Annotated in this window: 17 protein-coding genes; 7 read left to right on the forward strand and 10 right to left on the reverse strand. The window is 58.0% G+C overall.

The window, feature by feature from the left end; all coding sequences use genetic code 11:
- Nucleotides 1-235: 235 nt before the first annotated feature.
- Nucleotides 236-1,045, reverse strand: a complete 810-nt coding sequence (locus VLV32_10685) for a methyltransferase domain-containing protein (GenBank protein HUL42350.1) — start codon at nucleotides 1,043-1,045, stop codon at nucleotides 236-238.
- Nucleotides 1,046-1,273: 228 nt separating this feature from the next.
- Entirely contained in the window at nucleotides 1,274-2,167 is an 894-nt protein-coding gene (locus tag VLV32_10690) for a LysR family transcriptional regulator (GenBank protein HUL42351.1), read from the reverse strand.
- A 126-nt stretch (nucleotides 2,168-2,293) separates the two neighbouring features.
- Between VLV32_10690 and VLV32_10695 the strand changes: the two genes are divergently transcribed.
- The 3 genes from VLV32_10695 (at nucleotide 2,294) to VLV32_10705 (ending at nucleotide 4,047) form a co-directional block, all read left to right on the forward strand.
- Nucleotides 2,294-2,707 (forward strand): cupin domain-containing protein, encoded by a 414-nt coding sequence (locus VLV32_10695; protein HUL42352.1) that lies wholly within the window; start codon nucleotides 2,294-2,296, stop codon nucleotides 2,705-2,707.
- Nucleotides 2,708-2,753: 46 nt separating this feature from the next.
- Entirely contained in the window at nucleotides 2,754-2,987 is a 234-nt protein-coding gene (locus VLV32_10700) for a tautomerase family protein (protein ID HUL42353.1), read from the forward strand.
- 61 nt (nucleotides 2,988-3,048) lie between these two features.
- The gene (locus tag VLV32_10705; GenBank protein HUL42354.1) at nucleotides 3,049-4,047 is read left to right on the forward strand and encodes an aldo/keto reductase; all 999 of its coding nucleotides are present in this window, start codon (nucleotides 3,049-3,051) and stop codon (nucleotides 4,045-4,047) included.
- 193 nt (nucleotides 4,048-4,240) lie between these two features.
- On the opposite strand, the gene VLV32_10710 is transcribed toward VLV32_10705, so the two are convergent.
- Together VLV32_10710 and VLV32_10715 are read right to left on the reverse strand one after the other, a co-directional pair.
- Nucleotides 4,241-5,296: a M48 family metallopeptidase gene (locus tag VLV32_10710; protein HUL42355.1), complete on the reverse strand. Its 1,056-nt coding sequence runs from the start codon at nucleotides 5,294-5,296 to the stop codon at nucleotides 4,241-4,243.
- Nucleotides 5,293-6,372, reverse strand: a complete 1,080-nt coding sequence (locus VLV32_10715; protein HUL42356.1) for a YjgN family protein — start codon at nucleotides 6,370-6,372, stop codon at nucleotides 5,293-5,295. The genes VLV32_10710 and VLV32_10715 overlap by 4 nt, the downstream gene beginning before the upstream one ends.
- A gap of 794 nt (nucleotides 6,373-7,166) precedes the next feature.
- Between VLV32_10715 and VLV32_10720 the strand changes: the two genes are divergently transcribed.
- Nucleotides 7,167-7,460, forward strand: a complete 294-nt coding sequence (locus VLV32_10720) for a hypothetical protein (protein HUL42357.1) — start codon at nucleotides 7,167-7,169, stop codon at nucleotides 7,458-7,460.
- 150 nt (nucleotides 7,461-7,610) lie between these two features.
- Here VLV32_10720 and VLV32_10725 read toward each other — a convergent pair whose 3' ends face one another.
- Nucleotides 7,611-7,871, reverse strand: a complete 261-nt coding sequence (locus tag VLV32_10725; GenBank protein ID HUL42358.1) for an SHOCT domain-containing protein — start codon at nucleotides 7,869-7,871, stop codon at nucleotides 7,611-7,613.
- A 170-nt stretch (nucleotides 7,872-8,041) separates the two neighbouring features.
- Here VLV32_10725 and VLV32_10730 point away from each other — a divergent pair, with 170 nt between their 5' ends.
- Nucleotides 8,042-8,509, forward strand: coding sequence for a c-type cytochrome (locus tag VLV32_10730; GenBank protein HUL42359.1), 468 nt, complete (start codon nucleotides 8,042-8,044; stop codon nucleotides 8,507-8,509).
- Nucleotides 8,510-8,651: 142 nt separating this feature from the next.
- Here the strand turns inward: VLV32_10730 and VLV32_10735 are convergent, their stop codons facing one another.
- The 3 genes from VLV32_10735 to VLV32_10745 are packed head-to-tail and all read right to left on the reverse strand — an operon-like array spanning nucleotide 8,652 to nucleotide 11,267.
- Nucleotides 8,652-9,446, reverse strand: coding sequence for an ABC transporter ATP-binding protein (locus VLV32_10735; protein ID HUL42360.1), 795 nt, complete (start codon nucleotides 9,444-9,446; stop codon nucleotides 8,652-8,654).
- Nucleotides 9,447-9,455: 9 nt separating this feature from the next.
- Nucleotides 9,456-10,283, reverse strand: coding sequence for an ABC transporter permease (locus tag VLV32_10740; protein HUL42361.1), 828 nt, complete (start codon nucleotides 10,281-10,283; stop codon nucleotides 9,456-9,458).
- Between the two features lie 9 nt (nucleotides 10,284-10,292).
- Nucleotides 10,293-11,267 (reverse strand): ABC transporter substrate-binding protein, encoded by a 975-nt coding sequence (locus VLV32_10745; protein HUL42362.1) that lies wholly within the window; start codon nucleotides 11,265-11,267, stop codon nucleotides 10,293-10,295.
- 129 nt (nucleotides 11,268-11,396) lie between these two features.
- Between VLV32_10745 and VLV32_10750 the strand changes: the two genes are divergently transcribed.
- Both VLV32_10750 and VLV32_10755 read left to right on the forward strand, forming a co-directional pair.
- A complete protein-coding gene (locus VLV32_10750; protein ID HUL42363.1) occupies nucleotides 11,397-13,367 on the forward strand; it encodes an ATP-dependent helicase in 1,971 nt (656 codons plus the stop codon).
- A 277-nt stretch (nucleotides 13,368-13,644) separates the two neighbouring features.
- Nucleotides 13,645-14,658 (forward strand): hypothetical protein, encoded by a 1,014-nt coding sequence (locus VLV32_10755; GenBank protein ID HUL42364.1) that lies wholly within the window; start codon nucleotides 13,645-13,647, stop codon nucleotides 14,656-14,658.
- 374 nt (nucleotides 14,659-15,032) lie between these two features.
- Here the strand turns inward: VLV32_10755 and VLV32_10760 are convergent, their stop codons facing one another.
- Together VLV32_10760 and aepY are read right to left on the reverse strand one after the other, a co-directional pair.
- The gene (locus tag VLV32_10760; protein ID HUL42365.1) at nucleotides 15,033-16,133 is read right to left on the reverse strand and encodes a 2-aminoethylphosphonate aminotransferase; all 1,101 of its coding nucleotides are present in this window, start codon (nucleotides 16,131-16,133) and stop codon (nucleotides 15,033-15,035) included.
- Nucleotides 16,130-17,314, reverse strand: coding sequence for a phosphonopyruvate decarboxylase (gene aepY, locus VLV32_10765; GenBank protein HUL42366.1), 1,185 nt, complete (start codon nucleotides 17,312-17,314; stop codon nucleotides 16,130-16,132). The genes VLV32_10760 and aepY overlap by 4 nt, the downstream gene beginning before the upstream one ends.
- Between the last annotated feature and the right edge of the window lie 11 nt (nucleotides 17,315-17,325).

Genomic DNA, 17,325 nt, shown 5'->3' on the forward strand with positions numbered 1-17,325 from the left:
ACTTGCCGCTGCTCCCGCACCCCAGGCTTCGCCGACCGTGTCGCAGCGGCTACCCCTCAGGGGCAGCAAACGGGGGCCGCCTTCTTTTTGGTAACTTTTTCTTGGCGATGCAAGAAAAGGTAACCAGCCGCCGGTCTGCCACCGGCGAATTTATTTTTTTGTTCCTTCGCACTGAATTGGAACTCCAGCGGGGACGCGCTAAACGCGACTTCGTCGAAATTATTCCGCAAATTCTTTACCGCGCCTTCCGCCCCCACACCTGCGCAACGGTATACATAGTGAACGACGTGTCGGGCTTGCGTAAATGGCTGCGGCATTCCGCGAGAACGTTTGGCAATTCCCTTTCGCTTAAGAGTCCGAGCCTGACCACTGTGCCGCGCAAGGATTCAATGATTGACGGCAGATAGTCGACCAATGGGTCCACTGAGCGAACGCCGACGAGGAACGGCCGGTACTGGACGTCTTCGAGGCCCGCTTTTCGAACCATGGCGTAGAGCCGCTTCGCCAATTGCAAATCGGTGCCCACGCCGCTGAACGCGCCGACAAGCGCCGCCTTCAATCGCTCCCAGGCGGGATGCGGCGGGTAACAATTAAGCGTCGAGGCATCCGGCTCCTGCAGGGCAACGATGCCGCCCGGTCGCGCCAGGCGGATTGCCTCCTGCAGCAGGCGTTCGGGGCCGCCGGCGGTGCTTGCAATGAAGCGCATGTGGACAAGGTCAAAACTGCCGGCGGGCAAATCCGACCCATAGGCGTCCCCTTGGCGGAACTCGACATTTTTCGGCGCACCGGCGCGCGCGACGTCCAGGAACCCCGCATTCATGTCGAGACCGAGCACACGCCCGTTGGCGCCAACACGCCTGCTCAGCAGATCGGTGATGCCGCGGGGGCCGCACCCGATGTCGAGGCACGACCAGCCTTCTTTTACGCCGATGCGGTCCAGCATCACTTCGGTGTCGGGAGCCATTGCGGCACCTTGCAGATACAGGCGCTCAATTTCACCAGCGCGGTTTTCGATCGGGTAATTGCCTGAATACGAGTTGGACATGTTAATTCCCAACGGTGCCGTGGAAAGGACGCGTACCGAAAAAGATAGGTTCCGGCCTGAGCGCTTCTTTTTAGCGACTTTTTCTTGGCGAGGCAAGAAAATGTCATTAGCTGCCGGTCTGCCGCCGGCGACTTTTCTGTCCCGTCTTCCTGAATGGGCCGTCCTAGCGCGGCTTAATAAGCTATACGGGTCGGCTGCGTATGCCGTGAGCCAGGTGAAAGGGCCGCGTTAACTCCGGTAGCGCAGCGCGTCGACCAGCAGCGCAAACGCCGGCGAGGACTGGCGCCGGCTTGGATAGTACAGATGGTAGCCTGAATACGGAGGGCACCAGTCCTCAAGCACCCGCTTGAGACGGCCTGCGGCAAGATGCGGCTGCGCAAGGTCCTCCGGCACATAGGCCAAGCCGAATCCCGCCAGCGCTGCATTGAGCATCTGGGCAGTGCCGTTGAAGATGAGCTGGCCTTCGACACGCACCTTCAGTTCGCGTTTGCCTTTTTCGAATTCCCAGGCGTACAAGCCGCCATAGGTCGGTAGCCGCAGATTAATGCAATTGTGACCGGTCAGGTCCTGTGGCTTCTTCGGGAGGGATCGCTTGGTGAAATACGACGGGGTGCCGACGACCGCGACGCGCATATCCGGCCCAATGCGGACTGCGATCATGTCCTTCGCCACTTGTTCGCCGGACCGCACGCCGGCGTCATAGCGCTGCGCGACGATGTCGGTCAGGCCATAGTCGATAATGATCTCGACCTTGATGTCCGGATACTGCGGCAGGAATTTCGCAAGTTTCGGCCAGAGGATCGTGTCGGCCGCGTGATCGGTGGCCGTGATCCGAATGGTGCCGGCGGGCTTCTCCCGAAGCTCGCTCAGGGCTTCCAGCTCGGCCTCGATCTCCTCAAAGCGGGGGCCCGCAGTCAGAAGCAGGCGTTCGCCCGCCTCGGTCGGGGAGACGCTGCGCGTGGTGCGGGTCAGGAGCCTGAGGCCCAGCCTCGCTTCCAGCCCACGGATGGTATGGCTCAACGCCGATTGCGAAACCCCGAGCTTTGCAGCCGCCTTGGTGAAGCTCCGGTCTCGCGCTACAGCGAGAAAGGCGAGCAGGTCATGGACGTTCGCGCGCTGCATTTATGAACAAATCTCATAGGTTCATGCGAATTGTACCATCTAATCATTTGCCGCCGCCGCCGCTACACTATTCTCATGCGCAGTCGAAAGATAAGCGACCGCTTGAATCAGACGAGGAGATTAGCAATGGACATTCAACGAAGCGGATCACAGCCCTCAGCCAAAGGGCCGGCCGAGTACTTCACCGGCACTGTACGCATTGACTCTCTGTTCCAGGCACCCGAGCCGGCACGCGTGCGCGGCGCCAGCGTCACGTTCGAGCCTTGCGCCCGCACCGCATGGCACACCCACCCGCTGGGCCAAACCCTGATCGTGACCTCCGGCTGCGGGCTGGTACAAAGCTGGGGCGGCCCGATCAAAGTGATTCGACCGGGTGACGTGATCTGGTGCCCGCCACGTGAAAAGCATTGGCATGGCGCGATGCCGACCACCGCTATGACCCATATCGCCATTCAGGAGGCGCTTGACGGCAAGGTGGTCGACTGGATGGAGAAGGTCAGCGAGGAACAATATCAGGCCGGATTAAGGACAGAAGAATAGGAAACAAGCGCCGAACGAAGGGTTGCGCGAATTGCAGGAAAGACCAATGCCTCACGTTATCGTAAAACTCTGGCCCGGAAAATCCAAGCAGCAGAAGACTCGACTTGCCGAAAAAATTGTCAAAGACGTAATGAACGTCTTCAACTACGGAGAAGAGTCAGTTTCGGTAGCCATGGAAGAACTCAAACCGGAGGATTGGGTTGAGAAGGTCTATAAGCCGGATATTCTTAACAGTCGGGGGACGTTATACAAGAAACCGGGATACAACCCATTTGAATAGCACAGTCATCGACAAGCGAATCACATGCGACACAAAACTTAATCTCAAAGGAGTAGGAACAATGCAAAAGCGCAAACTTGGAAAAAGCAAACTGGAAGTCTCGGCTCTCGGGCTGGGCTGCATGGGGATGAGCTTTTCCTACGGTCCACCCAAAGACAAGCAGGAGATGACCTCACTGATTCGGTCGGCCGTCGAACGCGGCGTTACGTTCTTTGACACCGCTGAAGTGTACGGGCCGTTCACCAATGAAGAGCTCGTCGGCGAAGCGCTCGCTCCGTTCCGTAAGCAAGTGGTGATCGCCACCAAGTTCGGTTTCGATCTGAGTGGCAGCGATAATCGGCCGGGAGCGGCAGGTCTGAATAGTCGGCCCGAACATATCAAGCAGGCCGTCGAGGGCTCACTCAAGCGACTTCGAGTGGAGAGCATCGAACTGTTGTATCAGCATCGGGTTGACCCGAACGTGCCGATCGAAGACGTGGCTGGAACGGTGAAGGAGTTGATTCACGCAGGCAAGGTGAAGCACTTTGGACTTTCTGAAGCAGGTGTGCAAACGATCCGCCGCGCACACGCAGTCCAGCCGGTCACTGCGGTCCAGAGCGAATACTCGCTGTGGTGGAGACGCCCTGAAGCCGAAGTCCTTCCGACCCTCGAGGAACTCGGGATTGGCTTTGTTCCCTATAGTCCGCTGGGAAAGGGCTTCCTGACGGGGAAGATCAACGAAAACACAACGTTCGACAGTTCCGACTTCCGCAGCACTCTTCCTCGCTTTACGCCGGAGGCGCGGAAAGCGAATCAGGCATTGATTGATCTGCTTCAAAAGATTGCAGTACGAAAGAAGGCTTCGCCGGCTCAGATCGCGCTCGCTTGGCTGCTTGCCCAGAAGCCCTGGATCGTTCCAATTCCCGGCACCACCAAGCTGAATCGCCTGGATGAGAACATTGGAGCCGCGTCGATCCAACTGACGCCCCAAGACCTGAGAGATATCGATGCCGCGGCGTCGAAAATCACGGTCGAAGGTGCTCGCTATCCAGAACGCCTGGAGCAAATGACCAATCGCTGAGCGGCCGTCATGGCAAGCAGGCGTCAGGATTATGGGCAAAAATATTGCGGGACGGCGGTCAAGTCTTTAATGTCAAACTATCCATTCCTGATCTAATCCCGTTGTCCAACATCGATCATTCAAGTATCAAGACCTGAACGCTTCGTCATTGCGTGGAGTCCGCTGTGAGATGCAACTCTCCCGCCGGCAAATTTTATTTTTCTGTCCCGTCGCCCTGAATGGGGACACCAGCGGCTGCGCGCGCGCGTTCAATGCGCTCTACGGTCATCGGGTGCGTTGCAAGAAAAGTCAGGTTGCGCCGCCGGCCCTCATGTTTTTGAGTCATGAGCCGCTCCATGATCGTTGCAAAGGCCAAAGGCGAGTAGCCGCGCTGCTTGAGCAGCTGGAAAGCATAGTCATCGGCCTCGCTTTCGAATTGGCGCGAGTACCGGGCTTGCGCTACCAAAACCGGGAACCCGGTTACTGCGGCGCTTAAGGTAGCGGCGTCGCCGGTAAGCGTTGCAGCGACTACGGCAACGACCGAACTCTGCAGGATGTTGCGCAGGGTATGCCGCAGCTCGACATGTCCAATTTCGTGGGCCAGCACGGCAAGGACTTCTTCCTTGGACTGCGCCAGCCTTACCATATCGTCGGTAATAACAATCGTGCCGCCGGGCAAAGCAAAAGCGTTCGGGCCAACAGACGATTCCCGAAATTCGAGGCGGTAATAGCGCTCCATCGGCAATCCGCGATAAAGCCCCGCAAAACCCTTGAGAATTACAGTTTGTGTCCTTGCGTCAAGCTTCGTTGGCTGGAACCATTTATTGTGGTCAAGCCAGGCCAGGGATTGTTCGCCAAGCCCGCGTTCTGTCGCGATCGGCACCTGCTGCGCGATCCGCTCGGCCGCGATGGGCAACGCATAGAAATAACCCGCCAGCACCGTGCTAATGATGATCGCGACGCAGGCAATGGCTACACCCCAGCGCTGCTCAAGCCAGGCAACCGCACCTTCCGATCGCACTTCCTGCGGCAGGAAGTTCAGAACAGCATTGTCGGGGCATTGCAACTGTCCGCCGTTGGGCAACGCAATAAAGCGGTCGGCTTGCCCCACGCGCGGCGAAACGCGCAAGCTGTTCAATCCGCATTTTTCTGAAACCTGAGCACCGATCACCGCTATTTCGTTCTTTGCCAAAATGATCGTGACAGGCGAGCCGATCGGCTGACGGCCGTCATAGTATTGTCCTTGCACCGTCGCGCGGAACGCGCTCATAGCGAAAGATCCAGGTCAAAAAATTCGCCGACTTCAGCACCGGCGGCGAGTACGGCCGGCGCGGAGCCGCCGGTGAATTCGGTGAGTTTGCCTTCCAGCATGACACGCATGTTGTCGATCCGGTATTTGAGGGTGCGCATCACTGCCCAGGGAATAAGTAGCCCGAGCGAAGCGATAATGCCGAAGGCATTCGCCGTGTACAATTTCGCCATGCCGCGAGCTTGCAGCGTGGATTGGAAACGAAGCGGTCCCAGACGAATATTGTTCCAAATAATATTGCCGGTGCGCGCCTGCACATAGGCATACGCGAGCACGTAAGCGGCGTAGGCCAGAACTACAATCAGGACGCCGGCGTATTTGGCGTTTTTCAGCCACACGGCAAGCCCGCTGCCGGCAAAGATGACGATAAAAAGGAGACCAAAGATTATCAGCGCGGCGACAAAGTAAATTTTGAAAAGCTGTTTGCCCGTCAATGCGAGATCACCATCTCGGCTGCCAAAGCGGGTATGCGCAGCGATATAGCGTTTGAACCGCGCTGTCCACCAAGGAAACGCCAGACCCAATGTAATGAGCAGGAGAAGTCCACGCAGATATAGGATCTTGAACACGTCCCAATAGCCGCCGTTAAAACTAAACGTCATATTGCGAAACGCTGAATAGCGCGCATTGAACGCCGCCGAGCGCACGATAACCCACGGCGCCAAACCTGCGACCGCCAAGAGCACAAAAGGCAAGGTCGAAAGAAAAAAATGGCTGGAGATGTAGTAAGCCAGGAACAGTATCACCGCGACAATTCGCCCCTTGAGTATGGGAAGCGGCTGGCCGAGATATTGGAATGGCGTGCCGTCAATCACGGTACTGGCGTAGAAATAGCGCTTTTTGCGCACCTTCGCCCATGCCGAAAATATTCCGAAGGTGAGGAGCGTCAAACAGAGGTTCACGGCCCAGATGCGAAAATACTCCCAGGCAGAACCGCGAAACTCCAATTTCAATTCCCGCGGCCGCTCAACGCCACCCGAACCCGGTTTGAGGGGCGGAGTGCTTTCCTGCGGAATATCCACGAGCTCCAGAGGCATTCGCTTAAAACGCTAACCGGGGCAAGCTTGGTTGTGCCGGTTTTCCCTTATTTCATATCCGTCCGGCAAGGATGCGACAGACTAGTCCTTTTTGTTTGACCTGACAATTAAACCTGGCTTCTGCGGCCCAGCACAGCGAACGCGGGAGAACTCGGCGAGCACTGTTTAGCCCCGCCCCGTCACTCGGTTGACAAAAAACGGCAGTAGACCCGGGTCCTGCCGCAATGTGCCTCATACCCTATCGAACATAAATGCCTTTTTAGGCCGGAATTCATGGCATACGGGTTGCTTTAGTTATTCGCGAACAGCTTAACAGTCAGTCGGAGTAGATACATGCGACTACGTAGCCCAAGAGATAGGCGCACAAGGAGCGTACGGGGTGTGACCGGGTATGACCGGCGCAAACGTCAGCGCCGCGCGCCATTTGGTGCTGCCGTGGCGTTTGCACCAACACATCCGCGTGAATACTCGGGGCTGAGCGCAGACTATTCGCATTTTTCTATCTTCAGACGACCGAAGTGAAATCCACCGAGAAAGGCGCGCACTCCGATTACGAATATCTTTCGGAACGGCTAGATCAATAACCTGAGCGGAAAAATTTGCCGTTTTCCGTCTTGGAGGGCGCAAGTCTTTTGAGCCGGTCATAATCTCCGCCCCGAATTTGTGACAAATATCATAGCGTTGCTGTATGCTTTGTTGAGAGTATCAATGTCGGTATACATATTGCTCTGGGTTTATGACAGGCGATCGGTTATATATTTTCGCCGGTCAAAAGTTGGGTAAGGAGGCTAACTGTGTCTTCATTATTTGCCATCGTAGTCGTGTGCGGAATCGTATGGGCGCTGTGGTCCGAGGCTGTTTTGCAGCTTCGCGATAGACAGATGCGGTACGCTGACAACGCCGATTTTGTTGAACATCTTCGCGCTGAAGAGCGCGCTTATAATAAAGAAGCTAGATTTGCCATTACTGGGGCAATCATCGGGTTGTTCTTCGGTATCGCAGGCTTCGGCGGGCCAATTTCCGGCGTCATTTTGGGCGCAATTCTTGGCTGGACACTGAGTCTCTTGGCCGTTAAAGCAGCCCGATAAATTCCCAACAACACGCTGCAACCGAAATACTCTGTTCGCGAACGCACGGCTGAGGTAAACGAGTAGTTAAGTCTTGAAGCTGAAATTCCCGTCCCTGATTTGATCAAGCTGCTCACCATCGAGCATTCAGGATTCGTAATTAGCTCGACGCTATTCCGCGATGTCTTGTTTCTTCTGCATGAATTCTTCCCGATTGATTTCCCCGCGAGCATAACGCTCCTTGAGGATTTCGGGCGGCGTTTTCTGCGCAGCTTGATGTGCTGATGATTTGCCCAAGTTAGCCAGCCATCGGATGAGCGCGACAATAATCACAATAATCAGGAGAATGGAAACCCAGAACAACAACATGCCGATGATGCCCATGCTTATCCAGCCCGAACCCCAGTCAAAGCTCCACGTATGTCCCCACACAGCAGCTCTCCTTCCATCACTGTTAAATCAATCTGCTAACCATCATCGAATCGCGCACTTTATTCTGCAGCTCCTCTAAGTTCTAATTGCTTCCCATCATTCCTCCGGCATAAGATTATATCGGTGCCGCTCTTGTTGCTTGGAGGCTCGCAAGTTACATTTATCCCGAGATGAACGTGAAAAAGCTCCTGATGGCTTTGATCACACTGGGGTCCTTGTGTTTGTCCGGATCTGCATATGAGCAGATGGGTACGGTGGACGGAAGAAACATGATGAACATGTCAGTTCTCCGGCATCAATTTGTCATGCAGCACGGGATTGACCCGAAATATGCTTCTTTAACGAACCCGTTAAAGCCGACTGCCCGCAATATCAATGACGGGGAAAAACTTTACGACCAGAACTGTGCAGCTTGTCACGGAGCAACCGGGTTGGGAGACGGCGAGGCTGGAAAAAACTTGAACCCTCCGCCCTCGAATATTGCCGCGCTTAGCACTATGCCTATGACGACTGATGGATACCTTTACTGGACGATCGCAGAAGGCGGAGTGCCGTTGGGGACGGCCATGCCGCCATTCAAAGGCACGCTCAAAGAAAACCAAATTTGGAAGATCATAATTTATTTGCGTGAGTTATAAGCAGCCAAAAAACCGCTTCAACTCGCACGTGTGCGCGGGTTAAGCGCTGTCAATCCAGCCGCACGAATTCCCCCCAGCTGCGGTTTACCTCCAGCGAATTTGGGTTTTTTTCGTCGTTCTTGCCCTATTTCCGAGGGCGCCGCTAGTCCGTGGTATAGCCTTTGATCTCGGTTTCGGTGAGTCGCTTTTGCTCTTCCATGACCAGATTCGCCAGTTCTTTTTTCAGCGTGTTGAATTCTGCGCTCGCGGTATCGCGCGGACGCGGCATCGCAATGCGCACGTCGCGCTTGATGGTGCCGGGCCGGTAGGTCATTACCGCCACGCGGTCGGCGAGATAAACGGACTCCTCGATGCTGTGAGTAACGAAGACGATCGTTTTCCGGTACTCATCCCAGATGCGCAGCAGTTCGTCCTGCAAGGTGCGGCGGGTGAGCGCGTCGAGCGCTCCGAACGGTTCATCCATCAGCATGATGGGCGAATCGAGCGCCAGTACGCGGGCGATCGCCACGCGCTGACTCATGCCACCCGAGAGGTCCTTGGGAAAACGCTCGCGAAATTCGTATAGGTTGAATTTGCGCAGCAATGCGTCAACCTTGCCGTTCATTTCCGCTTTGGGTAGACCTTTTATCTCGAGGCCGAAGCGGATATTTTGCGTCACTGTCATCCACGGGAACAGAGCATATTCCTGAAACACCATGCCGCGGTCCGGGCCCGGAAACTTCGCGGCGTCCGCGCTGCCGTTGATTGCAATGCGGCCACTGGTCGGGGGCGAAAAGCCGGCGATGGCATTGAGCAAGGTCGATTTACCGCAGCCCGACGGCCCGAGAAGACAAACGAATTCGCCTTTCCCGATATCGAGATTAATATTTTTCAGCGCAACGATTTCCCCACCCGGGACTGGAAAGCCCTTGTTGACGTTTTCAATATGGATGAACATTGCGATCCGCTAAGTTTGGTCGATGCCGCGGTGCCATTTGAGCAGCCAGTTGTTCAGGCCGTTCATGAAGAAGTCGATACCGAGTCCAAGCAATCCGATGGTGAACATGCCCGCGATGATCTTGTCCGACCACAGGTACTCGCGCGCTTCCGTTATGCGGTAGCCCAAGCCGTTATTGACCGCGATCATTTCTGCGACGATCACCACGATGAACGCAGTGCCGATGCCGATGCGCATACCGGTGAGAATGTACGGCATTGCCGCCGGCACGATCACCCGGCGAAACAGTGTTATTTGGCCTGCACCCAGGTTGCGCGCCGCGCGAAGATAAATGCCGTCAACGTGGTGCACGCCTGCAATGGTGTTCATCAAAACCGGAAAAAAAGCGCCGATGCTGATCAGAAAAAAAGCAGGCGGATTGCCCAGACCGAACCAGAGGATGGCAAGCGGAATATAGGCGATGGGCGGAATGGGCCGCAGCACCTGAACCAGCGGATTGAACAAGCCGTAAAACCTGTTGCTCGTGCCCATGAGCAGACCGAACGGCAGCGCAAGCAACGTGCCGATCAAAAAGCCCCCCACCACCCGGGACAGGCTCGCGACGGCGTCGTGCGGCAGCTCGCCTGAAACCAGCCACAAAATGTAGCTGCCTTCTCGATAGGGCGCAGTGGGCCGCAAATACTCCCACCACTTGACTGCCACCTGCGCAGGCGACGGCAGTATCTGCGGGTTGATCCAGCCGCTCACTGCCAATAACTGCCACAGCGCCACGACCGCAATGGGAATGACGAGACCCCTGGTGAACTTCAGGATGCCTCTAGCCGAAACAACTTCCATGCCCCGCCCTTAGTTGACTTTCAAGTCGGCCTTGGCTTTTTTCAACAAGTCCAGTTTTACCCAGTCTTTCGCGGCCGGGACATTGGGTCCCAGCCTTCCCACGCCGTATTTCTGCATCAAATCGGTGGTGATCTGGACGTGTTCGACAGTCAGGTCATAGGTGTAGGGCGAGTTGGCGATCGCGTCCTTGAAGTCTTGCGAGGAAATCTGATTTTTGAACATCTGTTCGCGCACATATTTTTGGGCTATCTCCGGATGCGCGATGAACAGGGCCGTAGCTTCTACGAATACGTCCAGCAACTTCTGGGCGACCTGTGGGCGTTCGTTGTAAAGCTTCTCGGTGATCACCAGAGATCGGATCGGTTCGCCCATGGCCGTGTCGTAAGGTTTGATGACTTCTACGCCGAAGCCCTTGTTGATGGCCTGCGATGCCTGTGGCTCGGATTGGCACATCGCGTCGATGTCCTTACCCAGCAGCGCCTGGTTGAGATCGGCGTAGGCAAGATAAACGATCTGCACGTCCTTACCGGGGATTTCCGACCAGGTGAGCCCGGCTTTGCTGAGCTCGGCGAAAAGCAGCAACTCGTGCGCTCCGCCGCGCGGGACCCCTACTTTCTTGCCTTTCAAGTCCGCCACTGATTTGATCGAGAGGTCGCTGCGCGCGACGATGCGCGCGCCGCCCTTGGCGAAGCCGGCCACTGCATAAATCGGCACGCCTTGCGCGCGCCCGGCAATCGCTCCGTCCAGTGCGCTCGCCGCGGCATCGATATCTCCGGCCACAATGGCCGGCAGGATGTCGATCCCCTTTGCGAACATGCGTTCTTGGATCACAAGTCCGTACTTAGGCGCAATTTCCTTCATGTAAGAAACCGCCCCGTAGTGCGCAAACTTCAGATTGCCCAAACGCACTACATCGTCTGCCGATGCGCGGTTCGCCAGTACGGCGGCCATCACCAAAAGCGCCCAACTGATTTTTTTTAACATATCTCCTCCTTTATGATTTCGCGCGCGAGCCCGCTACTATTCTACAGCTTAATGTTCTTGTTACCCCAACCATCTGGGAACCCAATGCGCACTGGATAAGAATGCGGTCTTGACCTATAGTCGGTATCCATGAGCGCAGTCGATGCATTCCGCAAGCTGAACCAGCGACAACTCGAGGCCGCGACGTTTGCCAACAGTCCGCTGCTCATTCTCGCCGGTGCAGGCACCGGCAAGACCAACGCCCTCGCGCACCGCGTCGCGCATTTGATTCTGCAAGGTGCGGCGCCTGAGCGCATCCTGCTACTTACGTTCACGCGCCGTGCCGCGCTGGAAATGACCCGTCGTGCGGCGCGCATCGTAGGGGAAACGCACAAGGCCGTGCGCCTGCCGTGGAGCGGAACGTTTCATTCGATCGCCAATCGGCTGATCCGGCGCCATTGCGCGCGGGTGGGTTTGACAGAAAGCTTCAGCGTGCTCGACCGCGGGGATGCGGCGGACCTGATGGACGTGGTGCGGCACGAGCTGGGATTTTCGAAGACAGAGAAGCGCTTTCCGAGAAAGGACACGTGCCTGGCGATCTACTCGCACCGCGTCAACACGCAAGGCACGCTCGCGGCAACGCTCCAGGACATGTTTCCGTGGTGCGCACAGTGGGAGGAAGAGTTGAAGCGGCTGTTCGCTGCGTATGTCGAGCGCAAGCTTACCAACCAGGCGCTCGACTACGACGACTTGCTGCTCTATTGGCACACAATGATGGCTGACGACGCGCTTGCGCGCGAGATCGGCGAAGCATGGGACCACGTGCTGGTGGACGAATACCAGGATACCAACATCATCCAGGCGGAGATTCTCGCGCGGCTGCGCCCGGACGGGCAGGGCCTCACCGTGGTGGGCGACGATGCGCAGTCGATTTATTCATTCCGCGCAGCGACAGTGCAGAACATCCGTTCTTTCCAAGCGCGCTTCGGTGCGGCAATGGTGGCGTTGGAAGAAAACTATCGCTCCACCCAGGAGGTGCTGGATGCGGCGAATACATTGAGCGGCAAGCACCTCCGTTCGAAGGACAGCAGAGGCGAAAAACCCCGCTACGTTACCGTGGCCGACGATGTGGCGCAGGCGCAGTACGTGGTCACGCGCGTGCTGGAGGCGCGCGAAGAGGGCGTGGAGCTTAACCGTCAAGCGGTGCTTTTTCGCTCTTCACACCACTCCGATATGCTGGAGCTTGAGCTCGTGCGCCGGAACATTCCCTATGTGAAATACGGGGGTCTCAAGTTTCTCGAAGCGGCGCACGTGAAAGACGCGCTCGCGGTGCTGCGCTGGGCGGACAACCCGAGGAACCGCGTTGCCGCCTGGAGAGCGCTGCAGCTTCTGCCCGGAGTAGGGCCCAAAGGAGCGGAAAAGGCGTTCAGGTCTTTTCAAGCGCAAGACTATTCCTGGAAAACGCTGAAAACCCATTCCGCTGAGTTTAACGCGTTGATGCGTTTTCTCGGCAGTACCGCGACGCCCTGGCCTGGCCAGATGCAGCGCGTGCGCGAGTGGTACACGCCGGTGCTGGAGCGCAAGTACGATGCGGCTGAGGTGCGGGCCGGCGATCTTGTTCAATTGCAGCGGATTGCGGAAACCTATGAGAAACGGCAAATGTTTTTGACCGAAATGGCGCTCGATCCGCCTGCCGCGACCTCTGATCTCGCCGGCGAGCCGCTGCTGGACGAGGATTATCTGGTGCTCTCCACAGTGCACTCGGCGAAGGGCCAGGAGTGGGAGGCGGTGTACGTGCTGAACGTGACCGACGGCAACTTCCCGAACGAGTTCGCCGGCGGAAAGCCCGAGCAGATCGAGGAAGAGCGGCGCTTGCTATACGTCGCGATAACTCGGGCGAAGACCGAACTCCACCTCATCGTGCCGCTGAAATTCTACGTCGTGCAGCAGTCGCGCATGGGCGACAGGCATGTTTACGGCGCGCGCAGCCGATTCATGACGCCGGAGGTGATGGCTTGTTTCAACGAGCTTGCATGGCCTGAGGGAATCGAGGTCTCCGCCGCGCCCGAGGCGGGGGCACCGGTTGATGTAGCGGCGAAGCTGCGCGAAATGTGGTCCTGAGAAAGCCGGGAGGCAATCGCAATACATTCGAGATCGGCGGGCGCGGCGATACGTTTTTTCAACCACGTTTTCCATGGCTGCTCGATACGGCTTTCGGTACGAATTAATCATAACCGCAGAATGCTCGCTGTACTGTGTCAGCCCCGGCGGGTTACATTGAATTAAACAACGATTCCCGGTGTGTCAAATAGCGTTGTTTTCTGTTTGACACCATGCTACCTTCAAAAAAATCCAGCAGCGCAAATCAGCACTGCAATCCACTTCGGGAGGACAAACAATGATGCGTAAACTTGTCATCTTTGCACTCGCCGCAAGTGGCGCGGCTTGCTCAAACGTGATGCCGCAGAAAGCTCCGGAACCTGACACCAGCCTGACCAGTGCCACCGCTGTATTCGAAACCCACGTGGTCAACGGCGGTGTTATGGGTTTTTTACCTTTCGAGAGCACTGAGAAGCGCTATGTGCGCACCAACATGCAGCGGGAAGATAGCGACACTAAAAGCACCGGTACCTTTGCAGCCGTTACAAATTTTTTCGCGGCCCAGAACAGCACCAACATCGAGCGGCTCGACCGCAATGTGCTTTGGACGCTCACTAACAGCAAAAAGGAATACACTGAATGCCCGCTTTACGGCTGTCCCGTGTCTATGGAAAAAGCGCACGAGGCTCAGGAAAAAAAGTCATCAGAGCCCAAAGCGAAAACCGAATCGGGCTGCACCATGCGCGTCGCGCGCACGAACTTTGACGTGAAAGCGACAGGCGAGAAGCGCGACATCAACGGTTTTCAATCCGAGCAATACAAGATTGCGTGGCTGGTTACGCTGGAGGACAATGCCAAGCGCACGACCACGAGCACGCTTAACATCGATTTATGGACCACGCCGGTCACGGCGGAGATGCGCAAGGCGCTGGCGGTCGAGCGCGCATTTAACCGGGGGTATGCCGCGGGCGCGCCGCATGCCCGCCGCTTTTCGTCGAGAAGTTCATCGGAAGTGCTGCCCCTGGAAGTCTCGCAATTAATGCTCAGCTACCTTTCCAACGGACTCAAAGTTTCGGACCGCGCGACGTTCGTGAGGGCGGGCCGGCAATTCAACAAGATCAAGGGCCATCCCGTCTCCACGCACATCGAATGGAGCATGGCGGGCACCGCCTGTGCATCCCAGGGGAGCACCGAAGCTTCAAGCGGTCCGATCCTGTCCTATACCATTGAGGAGAAAACGCTCAAGCTTGAGCAGGTGCACGACAGCATGTTTTCAGTGCCGAAAGATTACAAGCTGGTGAGCGAACACTGAACAGCGGGCCGCGCGATTTTCTCCCGGGATCCGGATTATGGCGGAATTTGAGATCATCGAGTTTTCGCGCACGACGGTGGGCAGAGCCATCGAGCAGGCGCGCGGGCAGTAGTAGTAGAGCTTCAGGCGCGTTTCCTTTCCTAATGAGTCGATGATTTCGATTGGCCGGCGAGCGGTTTCTGGATGGCGGGAAGAAACGAATTCCGTCCTACGCTGCGCGGACAGCGCAGTCTTTGAGCAGAATTTTCAGTTTCGTTCGCCGAGTGGTCGTACTCCGCGAGCATGTCCTGCGTGTACTCGCTCAGCACAGGCGCGTTGCGAGTGAGTTGACTCTTGGTTTGCGAAAATAGCAGCAAAAACCCAGGTGGGGAACGCTAATGTGCCTGAGCACCGGTATGTTGCGCCGGGCTGAGCAGCGTGGCCACCGCGTCCAGAAACCGCGGTATGTCCGCAGTGGCAATGGCGCCCATGGTAGAAACCCGAAAGATAGTCTCCGCCAGCTTGCCCTGGCCGGAGTAGATGACGAAGCCCTGCCGTTTGAGGCCGTCGTGCAGCGCGGCGTAGTCTAGGCCATTGGGCAGGCGGTACGCCCGCAGAACCACGGAGCGCTCGCCTTCCCGCAAGAGCGGCGCAACCCCGAGACGGACGAGGCCCTCTTCCACCGCCTCGGCAAGGCGGCGGTAGTCTGCGTGACGCATGCGCCATCCACCCTGGTTCTCGAACTCGCGTAGTGCTTCCCGCAGCGCGTAGAAGATGGGCACGGCGGGCGTGAAGGCGGTGTCGCGGGCGTCCTGGGCGCTGCAATGTCGTGCCAGATCTAGGTACACGCTGCGGCTGCCGTCTGCTACGTGCAGCGCGTCCCGGCGCAAAATCACGAAGCTCACGCCCGGCGCGCCGTGCAGGCATTTGCCGGCGCTTGCGGCGCAGGCCGTCACGCCCCACGCGTCGAATTCCAGCGCTTCCGCACCGAAGCTGCTTACTGCATCCACCAGCAGCGCAATATTGCGCTCGCGGCACAGGCGGCCTACCGCTGCGATATCGTTCAGCCGCCCAGTGGTAGTTTCGTGCTGTACGACGGCCACGTGGGTAAAGCTCGGCTGCGGGTCAAGATGCCTGGCCAGCGCGTCCAGGTCCACTGGCGCACCCCACGCCTGACGCGCTACCGCGTGGGTGATGCCGTGGCAGGCAGCGATATCGGCCATACGCGTACCGTAGACGCCGTTCTCGATCACCAGAAGCCGTCCGTCGTGCGGCACGAGGCTCACGAGCATCGCTTCCACCGCCGCCGTGCCGGAACCGGACAACAGCACCGGCGCCCAGCTCTCCGGCGGCAAGGAATAGACTTCCAACAGCCGGCGGCGAATCTCGTACTGCAGCTCGCCAAATTCCCGCTCCCGATGGCACAGATCGGGCAGCGTCAATGCCGCGCGCACCCGTTCAGTCAGGTTTACGGGCCCGGGGTTGAGAAGAATCAAGATGTCTTTGCGCATCGGCGGGCGGGCAGCGACGAGCTGCCGATATGGTTCATGAGCCGGCGCAGCACGTCGGCGGGAGCCAGACCCGGGCGGGGCGGCGTGGCCGCCGCACCCGGCGCGATCTTGAGGTGGACAAACACCGGCCCGATGCCGTTTCGCTCCCGTAGCGCCTCGTCCAGCAACGACAGGTCGTCCCCCTCCAAAACTTCCGCGTAGCCGCAGGCGGCAGCAATGGCGGCGAACGAGATGTCGCGCGCTACGGTGGGTTGGCCGCCGGTGGAATCGTGCACCTCGTTGTCCAGCAACACGTGCAGCAGATTCGGCGGATGGTAGGCGCCGAGGGTGGCCAGGTTGCCCATGCGCATGAGCGCCGCACCGTCGCCGTCCAGTACTACCACCCGTAGCTCAGGACGCGTGAGAGCTAGGCCCAGTCCAAACGAAGACGCGCAGCCCATGGAACCTACCATGTAGAGCTGATAGACGCGGTCCCCCAGGGCGTACAGCTCGCGGCCGGTGTAGCCCGTTGTGGCGATAACCACGCTTTTGCCCTCCGGCACGAGCCTGACGATGCGCTCCAGCGCTTCGATGCGGCTCGGCCGTGCCGTCGTCGGCGAGCGCCAGACGCTGCGCGGGGTCACCTGCACGCGGGGTGGCGGTTCCACCACCGGCGTGGGCTTGCACGGTGCGAACCGGCCGCTGCGTACCAACAGAGCATATGGCCGCTCGCGCTCACCAGACGAAGAATCCGCCCGCGCCAGCGTCTGGGCCAGCATCTGGGACGAGTCCGGCAAATAGGCCCAAGGGATTTCCATTGTGTCCAGCAGCGCCGGGGTGATGCGACCCATCAGCGCGTGCTGCGGCTCGTCGGCTGCCCCCGGCTCGCCACGCACGGTGACCAGCAGCAGCACCGGGATGCGAAATACATGGGTAAGCGAGGTCAGCGGGCTTACCGCGTTGCCGAGGCCTGAATTTTGCATCAGCGCGATGCTGCGCTTGCCGCCCACCCAGGCACCGGCGGCGGCGGCCACCGCATCGCCTTCGTTGGCCGAGGATACGTAGGTAAGCGCCGGGTCAGTGCTTACGTGGTTGATCAAGCCGGTCAAAAACGAGCACGGCACCCCGGCGTACCAGCAGTAGCCGAGAGCCGCCGCCTGCCGTGCGAACTCGATCGGATCGATCACGCAAGCGCCCC

The sequence above is a fragment of the Burkholderiales bacterium genome, from assembly GCA_035518095.1.
GTDB lineage: Bacteria > Pseudomonadota > Gammaproteobacteria > Burkholderiales > JAHFRG01 > JAHFRG01.